Consider the following 14984-nt stretch of genomic DNA (forward strand, 5'->3'; position numbering starts at 1 on the left):
CATCCCGCGCCGTGTTTACGCTATAATCCCGCCCTTTAGCTGTTTCTCGCCCAGGCGGGGAGCACACTTTTTTCAGGCGTGACGCGCCTGCATGCAGACTAAAAGAGGCTAGACCCCTGTGGCATTGACGATTCTTGGCCTGTCCGGCGCCCTTAGCCATGATCCTTCCGCAGCCTTGTACATCGACGGCAAGCTGATCGCGGCCGCCGAAGAAGAGCGCTTCGTGCGCGACAAACATGCAAAGAACCGCATGCCCTACGAGTCGGCGAAGTTCTGCCTGGAACAAGCCGGTATCAAGCCTTCCGACGTTGATGTGGTGGCGATTCCGTTCGCCCCCATCAGCCTGTTCGGCGAGGCCCGCTGGCACTATGCCAAGCGTTACTGGTACGCCCCGGACCGCGCCCTCGACGCGATCCTGATGGGCAACCGTCGCTACAAGCGCTATCGCAACAAGATCGTCTGGTGCCTGGAGCAACTGGGCTTCGATCCGAAGAAAATCAAGATCGAACCGGTTGAACACCACCTGGCCCACGCCTCCAGTGCCTACCATTGCTCGGGCTTCCAGGAGAAGACCGCGATCCTCGGGATCGACGGCAAGGGCGAGTACGCCACCACCTTCTTCGGCTACGGCGAAAACGGCAAGATCCACAAGATCAAGGAATTCTACGATCCGGACTCCCTCGGCGGCCTGTATGGCGCGATCACCGAGTTCCTCGGTTTCGAGATGCTCGACGGTGAGTTCAAGGTCATGGGCATGGCGCCGTATGGCGATGCCAGCAAGTACGATTTCTCGCGCCTGGCCTCCTTTGAAAACGGCGAGCTGGTGATCAACACCGACTACGCCAACGTCATCGGCCTGCGCCGCTACAAAGAGAAGGGCAAGGGTTTCTACTTCTCGCCAAAACTGATCGAGTGGCTGGGTCCGAAGCGCGAAGGCGATATCGCCGACGAGCCGTACATCCACTACGCGGCCAGCATGCAGGCGCTGTTCGAGAAGCTGGCGTTGCAGATGATCGACCATTACCTGGGCGACATCCTCAAAGACACCGGCAAGCTGGCGTTTGCCGGCGGCTGTGCGCTGAACGTCAAGCTGAACCAGAAGATCATTGCCCGCGACGACGTCAAGGAGCTGTTCGTGCAGCCGGCGTCCGGCGATGCCGGTACTGCGGTGGGTGCAGCCGCCTACGTGTCCCACGCCCGTGGCGTACCGGTTGAGAAGATGGAACACGTCTATCTCGGCCCGTCCTACAGCAACGAAGACGTGATCGCGGCGTGCGCCAAGCACGAGAGCAAGCCGGTTTGGCGCAAGATTGAAAACATGCCCAAGCGCATCGCCAGGATCATGGTCGACGGCAACCCGGTGGCCTGGTTCCAGGGCCGCATGGAGTTTGGCCCGCGTGCCCTGGGCGGTCGTTCGATCATCGGTTGCCCAAGCGCCACCGGCGTGGCTGACCGGATCAACCACCAGATCAAGTTCCGCGAGCGCTGGAGGCCTTTCTGCCCGTCGATGCTCGACACCGTTGCGCCACAGATGATCAAGGTCGATCACCCGGCGCCGTTCATGACCTTCACTTTTGAAGTGTCGGAAGAGTGGAAAACCCGCGTGCCGGAAGTGGTCCATGAAGATGGTACCTCCCGTGCCCAGGTGCTCAAGCGCGAATACAACCCGCGCTACTACGACATGATGAAAGAACTGGAAGTACTGACCGGCAATGGTGTGTCGCTGAACACCTCGCTCAACCGTCGTGGCGAAGCGATGATCTGCTCGCCGACCGACGCGCTGAACATGTTCTTCGGTTCCGACCTGCAGTACCTGATCATGGAAGACATCCTCGTGGTCAAGGACGGCGTGGACCCTTATGACGCCGTGGTCTAAATGCTGAACCGCTTCCAGGGCTGGCGTGAACGTGGCTGGACGCCTGTCGAGGCCGAGGTTTACGCCCAGGCCTGGCAGCGTTTTGGCGGCAGCGTGGCGACTCATCCGCAGATCGTCGAGCGGCTGGCGCACCTGGCGCAGATTCCGGTGCGCTACCTGGGCTGGGAGCAGGACGGTGAGCTGAAGGGCGCAATTGCTACCTGGGGGCGCGACCTGGCCCTGTCCAAGGACGTGCTCAAGCGCAAAGGCAAAAAAGGCCTGTTTGATCTGGGTAATGCCGAGATCATTCTGCCGATTGCCGCCGATGCGCAGGTGCCATTGCGCCATCGCGCGCGTTATCTCTCTGCACTGAATGAGGGGCGCGTAAGCACCCTCAAGCCCCAGGCCGAGCAGTTGGCCATGGCGCGCACACCGGAAGAGTTGTCGAAGAAGTTTCGCTACAACCAGCGCCGTGAATTGCGTTTGCTGGAAGAGGCGGGCGGCGTGGTGCGGGCGGTCGGCGAGTTTTCCAGCAGCGAACTGGCGGCGATTTACTGCGACCTGTTCCAGCGGCGCTGGGGTTTCCCGGCGGCGGGTGCCGAGCGCTTGGCCGAGGTGCTGGAGTTGCTCAAGGAATTCCTGTTCGGCTCGGTGCTGTTTCTCAATGACGCTGCGATTGCCGTGCAACTGGTGTATCAGGTGCAGGCGCCGCAGTGGGTCAGCGCCGAATACGTCAACGGCGGTGTCGACCCTGAAACCAAGGCGTTCAGCCCCGGCAGCGTGCTGAGTTTCCTCAATACCCAAAGTGCCTGGGAGCAAGCGCGAGCGAGCGACAAGCCGCTGCGTTTCTCCTTCGGGCGTTCCGACCGTGAATACAAGGAGCGCTGGTGCAACCCGGTGCCGGTGTTCAGCGTATGAGTCGCAAACAGCAATTGCTCAAGCAGCACCGGCGCAACAAGCGTATTGCGCTGTTGGTGGGCCTGTTGCTATTGGTGGCTGTCGGTGTGCTGGTGGCCTGGTGGTTGCCACTGGTGCTGGCCGTGGTGCTGTGGGCCGCACATGAGGCCTGGTTTGCCGATCATCTGTTCTACTCGCCGAAAGACGATTATGAGTACGCGTTTCCTGAAGGGAGCGAGTGCGCGGGCCTGCGTCTTGAAGCCGGGCGCCTGCTGTTGGACACGCCTCTGGTGGGCGATGAAACCCTGATCGTCGGGGTTGAACTCAAAAGCTCTTGGCTCGGGCGTTTTCTCGATCCTGCGGTGGAGTTATCGGGCCTGGATGCACCAGACCGGCAAGTCTTCGAGCGGGGGGTTGCAGGACGGCGCTACCTCAACCTGACAGGCATGGGCGAAGCGCTGGCCAGCGGTAAGCTGCGCTTGCGCGGGCGCTTCTGCCGGATCAAGGGGCAGCCGACGCTCTGGTTGTTCCGCCAACCGGACTACCGTCGCCAACGGGTGATGGTCATCGCGCCCCATGCCGACGATGCCGAACTGGCCGCTTTCAGCCTCTACAGCCAAGCCGATGAGAGCTGGATCGTCACCCTGACGGCGGGCGAAATCGAAGCCGATCACTATCAACAAATGGGCATGCCCAAGGCCGATGCCGCACGCCTAAAAGGCCGCCTGCGTGCCTGGGATAGCGTCACCGTGCCGCGTTGGGCGGGCGTACCCGAGGCGCAGTGCGTGCAGTTGGGTTACTTCTGCATGCAACTGCCGGCGATGCAGGCCGCGCCAGATCAGCCCCAGGCTTCCCGGGAAGCTCAGTTGGACGATACGCGGCTGTTTCGCCAGTTCAATGCCCTGGCCTTGCCCGGGGATGTGGACGGCGCCCCGACCTGGAATAACCTGATTGCCGACCTGCGGGCATTGCTGCTTAAGGCGCGCCCGCAGGTGATCGTGTTGCCGACGCCGTTGCTGGATCCGCACCCGGATCACATCTGCGCCCACGCCGCGATTCTCGAAGCCTTGCAAGGCCTGGAGTGGCAACCGGGCACGTTGCTCGGCTACGCCAACCACCTGCATGATAACGATCGTTGGCCCATGGGTGATTCGGGCGCTGGCGTGGCCTTGCCGCCGCGTTTTGATGCCTCCGGTAAACTTGTGCCTTGCAGCTTGCCGCTGACGCTGAGCCAGCAGCAGGACAAGGCCATGGCCCTGGGCATGATGCACGACTTGCAGCCGCGGGCGCCGTTCAAGCGCCGCGTGCGCAGGTGGTTGCAGCAATTATTGGCGGGCCGTAGTCCATCGCCTTACGGAGAGAATGAGTTCTTCCGCAAGGCGGTGCGCCGTCATGAGTTGCTCTGGGTGTTGAAGCAGGATTGAGACCTTATTGAAGGCAGGCTTGCAGCGCCTGCCGCCCCTTTTCGCCGGGCTGCGCGCCCGCAGCCAGATTGCAGCATGGAGAGTTATGAAACCTCGTTTCAAGGTTTTGCAGTTACAGCCGGACTACAACGTCAAGACCCACGACTTCGCCGACCTCGGCGAGCAGATCGTCAAGGCCTTGCCGGCTGAACGTTTCGAGGTCACATCCGGGTTCCTCAGCGGCCGCCCGCTGCCCGGCCAGCCCCTGAGCGTGGCTGAGCACTCCCATTATTTCGAGTTGCCGGAAAAGTCCCTCAAGGGCATTCGTTTCGGCGCGATGTGGCAAATCTACAAATATTGCCGCGAGCAGAAATTCGACGTGGTCATCTGTAACCGCTTCAAGTCGGTGAACATGATGCTGTCGCTCAACCGCTGGTTGAAGATCCCCCTGTGCATCGGCATCTCCCACGGTTTTGGCGAGTACGCCCGGGGCTACCGCCGGCGCCAGACGCAGAAGTGGGTCAGCCCGGCGTGGCGATTCGTCGGGGTGTCGGCAGCGGTCAGGGATTACCTGGTGGACCTCAACTGCGGGTTCACCCGCGAAAACACCACCTTTGTCACCAATGCCATCGACATCCCCCAGGCCGAAGCCTTGCAGTTGCCACGGGATGAAGCGCGCAAGGCCCTGGGCCTGCCGCTGGATGCACGGATGATTGGCGCCCTGGGCCGCCTGGTGCCGATCAAGGGCCACACCCATTTGTTGCAAGCGTTCGCCACCCTCAAGGACAAATACCCTGAGGCCCAGGTGGGGATCATCGGCTCCGGCCGCGCCGAAGCAGACCTGCGCGCCGATATCGAGCGCCTGGGCCTGACCGGCCGTGCGCACCTGCTGGGCTTTCGCGAAGATGGCATGAAGTATGTGCGCGGTTTCGACATCTGGACCATGCCGTCGTTGTTCGAAGGCCTGGGCCTGGCGCTGCTGGAAGGCATGAGCGGCCATCTGCCGGTCATCGCCTCCAATGGCCCGGCGATGCTGCCGTTGGTGCAAGGTGCCGGCGGCCTCTCCCATGATCCGGGCAATGTCGAGCAGTTGGCGGCAGCACTGGACACTTACCTGGCGCTGAGCGACGAAGAGCTGCGTGCCAAGGGTGAGCAAGTGTTCCGCTACCTGGAAGAAAACCACACCTTGGACGAGTTCCGGCACAAGTATTTGAACCTGATCGAAACCGGTCTGCGTGAAGTAGGTAAAGCATGAGTCTGCAGCAACCCCTGGTCACTGTGATCATCGCCTCCTACAACCACGGGCCGTACATCGAGCAGAGCATTCTCAGTGTGCTCGGCCAGACCTACCCCAACATCGAGTTGCTGGTGGTAGACGATGGCTCCAGGGATGACAGCGTGGAGCGCATCCAGCGCTTGCAGGCCGAACACGGGTTTGATTTCCAGGTGCAGCAGAACCAGGGCCTGACCAATACCCTGAACGGTGCCATCGCTCGCGCCAAAGGCAGCCTGATCGCGCCATTCGGCTCCGATGACATCATGCTGCCCGAGCGCATCGCCACCCAGGTTGCCTACATGGAAGGCAAGCCGAAGGTGGGTATTTGCGCCGGCAATATCGAGTTGATTGATGGGGACGGCAAGCCATACCCGGAGAAGAAGCAGCGCCGCGACTTGCCGTTTCGCAGCCTGGATTTCGATGACCTGTTCCTCGATCGCAAGCCCTTTCCGCCGGCACCGACGCTGATGATCCGTCGGCAGGCGCTGGAAGAGGTCGGAGGGTTCGATCCGCTGATTCCGCTGGAAGACTTGCTGATCGAATTGAAGATCACCCACGCCGGGTACACCATCGACGTGTTGAGCGTGGTGATGGCGCGCTATCGCCAGCACGCGACCAATACCTACAAGAATCACCGCTACATGATCCAGAACATCCTCAAGACCTACGGGTTGTTCAGCGATCATCCCGCCTACGATCAGGTTCGCTACAACTTCCTGAACTCGATGTTCCTCAAGACCGCCGACCGTGACCGCCCACTGGCGCGGGAGATCCTCAAGCAGATTCCGTTGAAGTTCTGGGGTCGCAAGACCTTGCGTGGGTTGGTGCGGCTGTACCTGGCGCCGCAGCGCAGCTCATAGGGCTTCGGCCGGGCCATTGCGTTCATCGCAATGGCCCGAGGCCTGCAACCCCGGCGCTTCAAGCCATCACTTGGCCGGGTTCGCTACCTGCGCAACCGGACGATTGAGCCTGGACACCTGGTCACGGATCTTCGCCGTGGCGCTTGGCGATGCAGCCGAAGCGTAGCCAGCGGCGAGTTGTTCAAAGTGGGTTTCGAACAACCAGTTGCGGTCCTGGGGATAACGCTGCATGTGCCGCAGGTTGCGCTGGCGCAGGGCGTTACGCAGCGGCGATGGGTAGATGCGCATGTCTGCCACGTCAATCAGGCCGAACTCGCCATCATCCATCAAAAGTACGTTGCCCAGGTGCAGGGAGCGGAAGTACACGCCGCGCTCGTGGAGCTGGGCCATGAACCGGCCGAAACGTTCGATCAGCGATTCCCGCAGGCTGCTGTCCAGGCTTTGCAGGGCCTGGCGCAGGGTCAGGCCGGGCAGCGGCTGATAACGTACGGCGCTGCTCGCATCCTTTAACTGATAGAGATTGAGGATGACCGGTGATGGAATCCCCAATGCACGCAGTTGCTCGCTGTTGCTGGCAAAGCGCTCTGAATAGGGATTGAAGCTGCCTGAGGTGTACCAGCGACGAGGGCGGAACAGCTTGAGGAAGCTGCCATCCTCCAGGCGCAGGACCTTGGGCCCCAGGCCATCGGCTTCGATCACGTGGGCGTTGGCGCACAGCTGTTCGAAGTCTTGCGATTTCAGGCGTTGAACCGGCATGCGCAGCAGGCTGCGGCGACGCTGGGCGATGCTCAGGCCGGCGATCAGTGCCAGCGGGATCCACAGCAGGAACCAGTGCTCTTTTGGTCGCGAGAGAATGCCGCCGCCTTCGGTCAGGCCGGCACCGATGCCATAGGCCAGCAGGGAGGAGGCCAGGATGAACAATGGCTGCGCACGTTCCTTGAGGCTTTTGTACAGGCCCCAGCCGAGCATGAATATCCAAGGGATGAAGCCGATGATGCCGACGTAATAGAGCACGCCGAGGGCAAAGCTGTGGGGTTCGCGCAGTTGATTGCCGTCGGCGAGTGTCAGGTACAACTCTGAGTCGTAGCTGTGGCCGATCCAGGGGTGTTCGGCAATACGCTCAAGCGACATGCTCCAGAGTTCGAAGCGGGACGAGCTGCCACGATTGGTGATCAGTTCGGGATAGAGCAGCAGCAGCGCCGCGGCCCCCAGCGCCATACAGGCGATCAGCAGGGCCGAGCGCCGATTGCGAGTGATGAAACTTAGCCAGAGCACGGCAAGGAGCAGGGCAACCAGCGGCGTTCTCGAGCCGGTGGCCATCACTGCAGCGCCCATGATTGCCAGCGCCGGAACGCTGAACCAGAGTACGTGCGCACGCTTGGTGGTCATGCATACGTACAGCCAGTAAATGCAGAAGAAACCGAATACGTGAGAGCTCAACAGCGGATTATCAAGAGCGCCACGCCCGCCGATCATTCGCGAGCCATCCGAGAGGTGGGGAGCAAAAGCCACCAGGCTGCAGGCGCTCGATATCAGCGCAATCAGCGCGGCACAGAAGAAGATCGGCTTGAACAGTTCGCTGCGGTAATGCAGCAACAGTCCTAAGCCGACAAACAACGTGAAGGTATTCGGTGGCCGCTTGAACAGGTCGGAGTCTGTCGTGGCCTCAGGGCTCCAGAGCAGGCTGGTGAGCGCCCAGCCCGAGAAAACCAGGAAGGCAATCGCCAGGGGCTCGCGCAATACCTGCTTGAATTCCGTCGGGCGCAGGCACAGCAGCAACAGTGTCGGCGCTGCGAACAGCAGGTAGTAGAACCTGTGCAGCACGTTTCGATTGGTGACGAAGAACAGCGAACTCAGGAGCAACAACAAGCCGATGGGCAGAATCCACAAACAGAGGAAGTCGAAAACGCGATTTGAGCCATAGGTAAGGCGCTTGGAGTGCATACAGAAAAGCCGTTCCAGAATAAAGAAAGCCGACCATACTAAAGTAGTGGCTATATAATGTCGTCCGTTGGATCCAACGGGGCTGCGGTTGTGCCGCGTGCAAGTACAACAGAGAAGCTGTGCTAAAGTCAGCCTCCTTTTTCAAAACCGCCGCGTGATATGACCGACTCCAGTCCGAGCGCAAGCCCTTCGAGCTTGAAAATATACTTCCGCCTGCTCAGCTACGTTAAGCCCTATGCCGGCTTGTTCGCGTTGAGTATCGTCGGCTTTCTGATTTTCGCTTCGACCCAGCCGATGCTGGGCTACATCCTCAAGTACTTTGTCGATGGCCTGTCCAACCCTGAAGCGGTGTTGTTCCCCACGGTGCCTTTCCTGCGTGACCTGCAACTGCTGCAGGCCGTGCCGTTGCTGATCATCCTGATCGCCGCGTGGCAGGGCCTCGGTTCGTTCCTGGGCAACTACCTGCTGGCCAAGGTTTCCCTGGGCCTGGTCCACGACCTGCGGGTGCAGTTGTTCAACAACCTGCTGACCCTGCCGAACCGCTATTTCGACAATCACAACTCCGGGCACCTGATCTCCCGCATCACCTTCAACGTGACCATGGTCACCGGTGCTGCGACCGATGCCATCAAGGTGGTGATTCGCGAAGGCATGACGGTGATCTTCCTGTTCGCCTCGCTGCTGTTCATGAACTGGCGGCTGACCCTGGTGATGATCGCCATCCTGCCGTTGATTGCCGTGATGGTCAGCACCGCAAGCAAGAAATTCCGCAAGCAGAGCAAGAAGATCCAGGTTGCGATGGGTGACGTCACCCACGTTGCCTCGGAAACCATCCAGGGCTACCGCGTGGTGCGCAGCTTCGGCGGTGAGGTGTATGAGCAGAAGCGCTTCCTCAAGGCGAGCCTGAGCAACACCAACAAGCAACTGCGCATGACCCGCACCGGCGCGATCTATACGCCGGCGCTGCAACTGGTGATCTACAGCGCCATGGCAGTGTTGATGTTCCTGGTCCTGTACCTTCGCGGTGATGCGTCGGCGGGTGACATGGTGGCCTACATCACGTTGGCCGGCCTGTTGCCCAAGCCGATCCGCCAGCTGTCCGAAGTCAGCTCGACCATCCAGAAAGGCGTGGCCGGTGCCGAAAGTATTTTCGAGCAGTTGGACGAAGACGTGGAAATCGATCGCGGCACCATCGAGCGCGACAAGGTCAGCGGCCGCCTGGAAGTGCGCAACCTGAACTTCACCTACCCGGGCACCGAGCGCCATGTGCTCAAGGACATCACCTTTACCGCAGAGCCCGGGCAGATGGTTGCCCTGGTGGGGCGTTCGGGTAGCGGCAAGTCGACACTGGCCAGCCTGATCCCGCGTTTCTACCACCATGAGAGCGGTGAGATCCTGCTCGACGGCGTGGAAATCGAAGACTATCGCCTGCTCAACCTGCGTCGGCACATCGCCCAGGTGACCCAGCACGTGACCCTGTTCAGCGACACGGTGACCAACAACATCGCCTACGGTGACCTGGCCGGCGCACCGCGGGCCGATGTCGAGGCGGCAGCGGCCGATGCCTATGCCAAAGACTTCATCGACCAGTTGCCCAAGGGCTTCGACACCCAGGTCGGCGAAAACGGCGTGCTGCTGTCCGGCGGCCAGCGCCAGCGCCTGGCAATCGCCCGGGCCTTGCTCAAGAACGCGCCATTGCTGATCCTCGACGAGGCCACCTCGGCGCTGGACACTGAATCGGAGCGCCATATCCAGGCCGCCCTGGACAAGGTCATGCAAGGCCGCACGACCCTGGTGATCGCTCACCGCCTGTCGACCATCGAGAAAGCCGACCTGATCCTGGTGATGGACGATGGCCGGATAGTCGAGCGCGGTACCCACGGCGAATTGCTGGCGCAAAACGGTTACTACGCCCGCCTGCATGCCATGGGCCTGGACGCGCCGATCCCGGCCGACATCACCTGATCTGCAGGAGCCGGCTTGCCGGCGATGGCCACCGCGGTTGCACTGAAAAACCGCGGTGGCCGCATCGCCGGCAAGCCGGCTCCTACATTGCACAAGCCTTTGACAACCCTGTGGTAATATCGCGCCCCTGTTCATTTTGTATGTGGGTTGCTCCATGAAGTTGTCCATGCCGCGATTCGATCAAGCCCCTGTCTTGGTGGTCGGCGATGTCATGCTCGACCGTTACTGGCATGGCGGTACCTCACGGATTTCCCCTGAGGCACCGGTACCGGTAGTCAAGGTCGAGCAAATCGAAGACCGTCCAGGTGGCGCTGCCAACGTTGCCCTCAATATTGCCGCCCTCGGCGCCCCGGCATCCCTCGTGGGTGTGACCGGCGACGACGAGGCTGCCGACAGCCTGGCCAACAGCCTGAAGGGTGCGGGTGTGCGTGCGCTGTTCCAGCGCATTCCCCACCAGCCGACCATCGTCAAGCTGCGGGTGATGAGCCGGCACCAGCAATTGCTGCGTATCGATTTTGAAGAACCCTTCGCCACCGACGCCCTGGTGCTCAGCGCCCAGGTCGACGAGATGCTCGAAGGCATCAAGGTGCTGGTGCTGTCCGACTACGGGAAAGGCGCCTTGAAAAACCATCAGGTACTGATCCAGGCCGCCAAGGCCCGGGGCATTCCGGTGCTGGCAGATCCCAAGGGTAAGGACTTCTCGATTTATCGGGGCGCCAGCCTGATCACGCCGAACCTCAGCGAATTTGAAACCATCGTCGGCGGTTGTGTCGATGAGCACGAGCTGGTGACCAAGGGTGCCCAACTCATGGCCGACCTCGACCTGGGTGCCTTGCTGGTGACCCGTGGCGAACACGGCATGACCTTGCTGCGTCCTGATCACCCGGCCATGCACCTGCCGGCGCGGGCCCGTGAAGTGTTCGACGTGACCGGTGCCGGTGACACCGTGATTTCCACCCTGGCCGCGGCAATTGCGGCGGGCGAGGAACTTCCCCATGCGGTGGCCCTGGCCAACCTGGCAGCAGGTATCGTGGTCGGCAAGCTCGGTACGGCGGCCATCAGTGCCCCTGAGCTGCGCCGCGCCATCCAGCGATCCGAAGGCTCGGAGCGCGGTGTGTTGAGCCTTGAGCAACTGTTGCTGGCGATTGACGATGCCCGTGCCCATAACGAGAGCATTGTCTTCACCAACGGTTGCTTCGACATCCTCCACGCCGGTCACGTGACCTACCTGGAGCAGGCGCGGGCCCAGGGCGATCGCTTGATCGTGGCAGTCAACGATGATGCGTCGGTCAGCCGCCTCAAGGGGCCAGGCCGGCCGATCAACAGTGTCGACCGTCGCATGGCGGTGCTGGCAGGTTTGGGTGCGGTGGACTGGGTGATCAGCTTTGCCGAGGCGACCCCGGAAAACCTGCTGGCCCAGGTCAAGCCGGACGTGCTGGTCAAGGGCGGTGATTATTCCGTCGACCAGGTGGTGGGTGCCGATATCGTCAGTGCCTACGGTGGCAAGGTCAAAGTGCTGGGGTTGGTGGAAAACAGCTCGACCACGGCGATTGTCGAGAAGATCCGCAATAACTGATGGTGGGAGCGGGTTCGTGTGGGAGCGGGCTTGCTCGCGAAAGCGGTGGGTCAGCTGGCAGATGCAGTGACTGATACACCGCCTTCGCGAGCAAGCCCGCTCCCACATTTGACTGCCGCGACCTGACGTCCGGTTACCGGTTGGCTTTTTTCTTCGGCACGATCTTGCGCAAGATCTGCCGCGCCTTACCCGTCAAGCGCTTCAATTTCGATTCTTTCTCCGGTGCACTCAGCCCTTGCTGGCGCAGCCAGTCCTTCCAGCGGATCCGCTCATCCCGCACGATCCAGCCTTCCTGCTGGGCAAAGCTTTCAGCCAGATACAACCCTCGCGTACTCGCCGGATACAGCTGATCCTTCTTCAAGGTATACAGCTCCGCACACGGCTGCCCGTCCTTCAGCGGCATCAGGTACAGGTCCGGGCGCTGGCGGTCCAGGCGGGCGACCAATTGGTCGCCCTCCAGGCGCTCGTCCACATGAAACAGGCTCAGGGACTTCGCCTCCTTGGGCACTTCCAGGCGCAAGTCATAAATCAACTGCAGCGAAGCCGTGGGCAGGTGCACGTAGGCGCGTGGCCGTTCAATCAATTGCATGGTGGCGCATCGCACCGGGCGCGCGGCCCCGGACAGCGGTGAGAGACGGAACGGCAACGCTTCGCGGTAGTGCAGGGCCGACGAGTAGGGCGCCGGCAGCCAGGTGTCATTGAAACGACCGCCCAGCCAGCCTTCCGGGGTTTCCAGCAGGCATTCCTCGGCGATTTCCTGGATGGCGGTGTGCAGTGGCAGGTTCAGTTCGTGGGCCGGCACATAGCCGGAGATCAGCTTGAGCACGACGTCGCCACGGTCTTGTCGGCGCTGGCGCACCAGCACCCAGTAATCGCGGTTCTGCCAGTGCAGCGTCAGGCGCACCGAGACCCCAAGGTTGGCCAACTCCAGCACGAAACGCTCGGTGTCTTTCACCTCCACCGGCTTGCGCCGTTGCAGGGTCTGGGCGAAGTTGAGCGGCATGCCGACGCTCTGGTAGCTCAAGCCTTCGGGGGTTGCTTCGACGTGCAGCGGCAGTGTCTTGAAGTTGCTGGGGTTCTTTCTTATGAGCGTTCGCGGCATGTCGGCTCCTTCTTGCGTCGGGGTCGGCCGCGTCGGCGGCATCAGAGTTGGCGAATGACCTTGGCAGCGGTCGCCACGTTGTGGGCGAGGTGCAGCGGATTAATGGTCCCGACAATAGCACTGGCAACGCCAGTTTGCGCAAACAACAGCATGAAACTGGCGTGAATTGGATCCACTCCGGATTCCAGGCAGACATGGCCACTGGCTAGTGCCTTTTTCACCAGGATGCCCTTGCCGTGTGCGGCGGCATAATCAATGACGGCTTTCTCGGCCTGTTCGTTCAAATTGTAGGTGACCATGGCGCAATCACCTTGTTCCAGAGCCTTTACACCGCCCTCGACGGTTTTGCCGGAGAAGCCGAAACCACGGATCTTGCCCTCGCGCTTGAGGTCTTCCAGGGTCTGGTAAACCTCGCAATCATTGAGGATATGCAGGTCGTTGCCGTCGGAGTGCACCAGCACCAGATCGATAAAATCCGTTTCCAGTCGTTTCAGGCTGCGCTCCACCGAAAGCCGGGTGTGGGCTGCGCTGAAGTCGTGATGGGATACGCCTTCGGCAAATTCTTCGCCCACCTTGCTGACAATTACCCATTCCTGGCGCTGGCCGCGCAACAGCGGGCCCAGGCGTTCTTCGCTGCGGCCATAGGCGGGCGCAGTGTCGATCAGGTTGATGCCCAATTGCCGGGCCTGGCGTAACAGCATCCGCGCCGCATCGTCATCGGGAATCTGGAAGCCACTGGGGTATTTCACGCCTTGGTCGCGGCCCAGCTTGACGGTGCCCAGGCCCAGCGGCGAGACCAGCAGGCCGGTGCTGCCCAGTGGGCGGTGGAGGTCGTGCAGAGTCGGCAGGGTCATGGCAGCAGTTGCTCCCAGGCAGGTTGGGCGATGGCGGGTTTCGGCAGCTCGGGCAGTTTTTCGGTAGTTCCGGGCTTGATGCCGTCACGTTCCAGTGCGTTGATCACTCGATCGGCGAAATCCGGTGCCAATGCCAGCTTGGTCGGCCAGCCCACCAACAGGCGATCCTGTTCGGCGAGGAACGCGTTGTCCGGGCGGGTCAGGCCTGACTGCAATGGTTCGGCGCGGTCGACGCGCAAGGTGGCCCATTGGGTCTGGCTCATGTCGATCCAGGGCAGCAACTGCCCCAGCTCTTTTTGGGCGGTGGCGATCTGTTGCTCCGGGGTACGGGCCACACCTTCGGCTTCGGCGATATCGCCGCCCAGGTACCACACCCAATTGCCGTCGGCGGCGGGATGCGTGGTCACGGTGATGCGCGGCTTGGTGCCGCCCCCCAGGCAGTGGGCGTACAGCGGCTTCAGGCCGGGGCCCTTGGCGATGATCATGTGCAGAGGTCGGCGTTGCATGGCGGGCTGGCTCAGGCCCAGGGCGCCGAGCAGGTCAGCGGTGCCGCCGCCGGCGCTGACGACGATACGCTGGGCGCGGATCTCACGGCCATCGACCTTCAGGCCGACCAGTGTGCCTTGTTCCAGCAAGGGTTCGATCTGTTTACCCGCGAGCAAACCGTCGCCGGCCAGTTGGGCCAGGCGTTCGATAAGGCTTGGGACGTCGATCACCAGTTCGGCCAGGCGATAGACCTTGCCCTTGAAGCGGCGATCTTGCAGGGCCGGTGGCAGGTCATCGCCCTTCACTTGATCCACGCGGCCACGCACGGCCTTGCTCGCGAAGAAACTGGTGAGGTTGCCGGCGATGGTGCCCGGCGACCACAAATAGTGGGCTTCGGACAGCAGGCGCACACCGGAGAGATCCAGTTCACCGTTGCCCGCCAGGGCTTCGCGCCAGCGGCGGGGCATGTCGGCGATGGCTTCGGAGGCACCGGTCAGGGCGCCGTGCAGTGCATATTTGGCGCCGCCGTGGATGATCCCCTGGGACTTCACGCTTTGCCCGCCACCGAGGGTGGCGCTTTCCACCAATACCGTGGAAAAGCCCTGGCGGCGCAGGCGCGCATTGAGCCAGAGGCCGGCAACCCCGGCGCCGACAATCAGAACGTCGGTGGAAATAACGGATGGCATGCAGCGACCTCAGTGTTCAAGACAGGCTGCGCAGTATACAGGCTCATGAAGTGAATCTTCGCCCCAACGCTCCCTGATGA

The 14984-nt window shown here is 61.7% G+C and carries 11 protein-coding genes; 7 read left to right on the forward strand and 4 right to left on the reverse strand.

The features are described from left to right. The first annotated feature begins 118 nt into the window (after nucleotides 1-118). From C0058_RS02385 to C0058_RS02405, 5 genes are all read left to right on the forward strand, one after another. The gene (locus tag C0058_RS02385) at nucleotides 119-1876 is read left to right on the forward strand and encodes a carbamoyltransferase (RefSeq protein WP_008439143.1); all 1758 of its coding nucleotides are present in this window, start codon (nucleotides 119-121) and stop codon (nucleotides 1874-1876) included. Then, nucleotides 1877-2773, forward strand: a complete 897-nt coding sequence (locus C0058_RS02390; protein WP_008439141.1) for a GNAT family N-acetyltransferase — start codon at nucleotides 1877-1879, stop codon at nucleotides 2771-2773. Beyond that, entirely contained in the window at nucleotides 2770-4176 is a 1407-nt protein-coding gene (locus tag C0058_RS02395; RefSeq protein WP_102367969.1) for a PIG-L deacetylase family protein, read from the forward strand. The genes C0058_RS02390 and C0058_RS02395 overlap by 4 nt, the downstream gene beginning before the upstream one ends. 85 nt (nucleotides 4177-4261) lie before the next feature. Next, the gene (locus tag C0058_RS02400; RefSeq protein ID WP_008439138.1) at nucleotides 4262-5410 is read left to right on the forward strand and encodes a glycosyltransferase family 4 protein; all 1149 of its coding nucleotides are present in this window, start codon (nucleotides 4262-4264) and stop codon (nucleotides 5408-5410) included. Next, on the forward strand, nucleotides 5407-6291 hold the full coding sequence (locus tag C0058_RS02405) for a glycosyltransferase (protein ID WP_003209477.1): 885 nt from the start codon (nucleotides 5407-5409) through the stop codon (nucleotides 6289-6291). Before C0058_RS02400 ends, C0058_RS02405 begins: the two co-directional genes overlap by 4 nt. 66 nt (nucleotides 6292-6357) lie before the next feature. On the opposite strand, the gene C0058_RS02410 is transcribed toward C0058_RS02405, so the two are convergent. Further along, a complete protein-coding gene (locus C0058_RS02410; protein ID WP_008439137.1) occupies nucleotides 6358-8235 on the reverse strand; it encodes an O-antigen ligase family protein in 1878 nt (625 codons plus the stop codon). A 159-nt stretch (nucleotides 8236-8394) separates the two neighbouring features. On the opposite strand from C0058_RS02410, the gene msbA reads away from it, so the two are divergent. Next, complete coding sequence (gene msbA / locus C0058_RS02415) at nucleotides 8395-10200, forward strand: lipid A export permease/ATP-binding protein MsbA (RefSeq protein WP_003209481.1); 1806 nt, start codon at nucleotides 8395-8397, stop codon at nucleotides 10198-10200. A gap of 154 nt (nucleotides 10201-10354) precedes the next feature. Further along, nucleotides 10355-11776: a bifunctional D-glycero-beta-D-manno-heptose-7-phosphate kinase/D-glycero-beta-D-manno-heptose 1-phosphate adenylyltransferase HldE gene (gene hldE / locus C0058_RS02420; RefSeq protein WP_003209486.1), complete on the forward strand. Its 1422-nt coding sequence runs from the start codon at nucleotides 10355-10357 to the stop codon at nucleotides 11774-11776. A gap of 133 nt (nucleotides 11777-11909) precedes the next feature. On the opposite strand, the gene C0058_RS02425 is transcribed toward hldE, so the two are convergent. Genes C0058_RS02425 through C0058_RS02435 form a run of 3 tightly spaced genes read right to left on the reverse strand, consistent with a single transcriptional unit; the run spans nucleotide 11910 to nucleotide 14904 of the window. After that, complete coding sequence (locus C0058_RS02425) at nucleotides 11910-12878, reverse strand: hypothetical protein (protein WP_008439131.1); 969 nt, start codon at nucleotides 12876-12878, stop codon at nucleotides 11910-11912. Nucleotides 12879-12919: 41 nt separating this feature from the next. Next, nucleotides 12920-13732 carry an aldo/keto reductase gene (locus C0058_RS02430; protein ID WP_003209490.1) on the reverse strand — a complete coding sequence of 271 codons (813 nt, stop codon included), beginning with the start codon at nucleotides 13730-13732 and terminating at the stop codon, nucleotides 12920-12922. Next, a complete protein-coding gene (locus C0058_RS02435; RefSeq protein ID WP_008439128.1) occupies nucleotides 13729-14904 on the reverse strand; it encodes an FAD-binding oxidoreductase in 1176 nt (391 codons plus the stop codon). Before C0058_RS02435 ends, C0058_RS02430 begins: the two co-directional genes overlap by 4 nt. Nucleotides 14905-14984: the final 80 nt, after the last annotated feature.

The organism is Pseudomonas sp. NC02, from assembly GCF_002874965.1.
Classification (GTDB): Bacteria; Pseudomonadota; Gammaproteobacteria; order Pseudomonadales; family Pseudomonadaceae; genus Aquipseudomonas.

Bases quoted from the DNA above. Each gene is read 5' to 3' on its own strand.
- C0058_RS02425 (WP_008439131.1), bottom strand. From the start codon at position 12,878: ATGCCGCGAACGCTCATAAGAAAGAACCCCAGCAACTTCAAGACACTG.
- C0058_RS02405 (WP_003209477.1), top strand. From the start codon at position 5,407: ATGAGTCTGCAGCAACCCCTGGTCACTGTGATCATCGCCTCCTACAAC.
- hldE (WP_003209486.1), top strand. From the start codon at position 10,355: ATGAAGTTGTCCATGCCGCGATTCGATCAAGCCCCTGTCTTGGTGGTC.
- C0058_RS02390 (WP_008439141.1), top strand. From the start codon at position 1,877: ATGCTGAACCGCTTCCAGGGCTGGCGTGAACGTGGCTGGACGCCTGTC.
- C0058_RS02400 (WP_008439138.1), top strand. From the start codon at position 4,262: ATGAAACCTCGTTTCAAGGTTTTGCAGTTACAGCCGGACTACAACGTC.
- C0058_RS02395 (WP_102367969.1), top strand. From the start codon at position 2,770: ATGAGTCGCAAACAGCAATTGCTCAAGCAGCACCGGCGCAACAAGCGT.
- msbA (WP_003209481.1), top strand. From the start codon at position 8,395: ATGACCGACTCCAGTCCGAGCGCAAGCCCTTCGAGCTTGAAAATATAC.
- C0058_RS02410 (WP_008439137.1), bottom strand. From the start codon at position 8,235: ATGCACTCCAAGCGCCTTACCTATGGCTCAAATCGCGTTTTCGACTTC.
- C0058_RS02430 (WP_003209490.1), bottom strand. From the start codon at position 13,732: ATGACCCTGCCGACTCTGCACGACCTCCACCGCCCACTGGGCAGCACC.
- C0058_RS02435 (WP_008439128.1), bottom strand. From the start codon at position 14,904: ATGCCATCCGTTATTTCCACCGACGTTCTGATTGTCGGCGCCGGGGTT.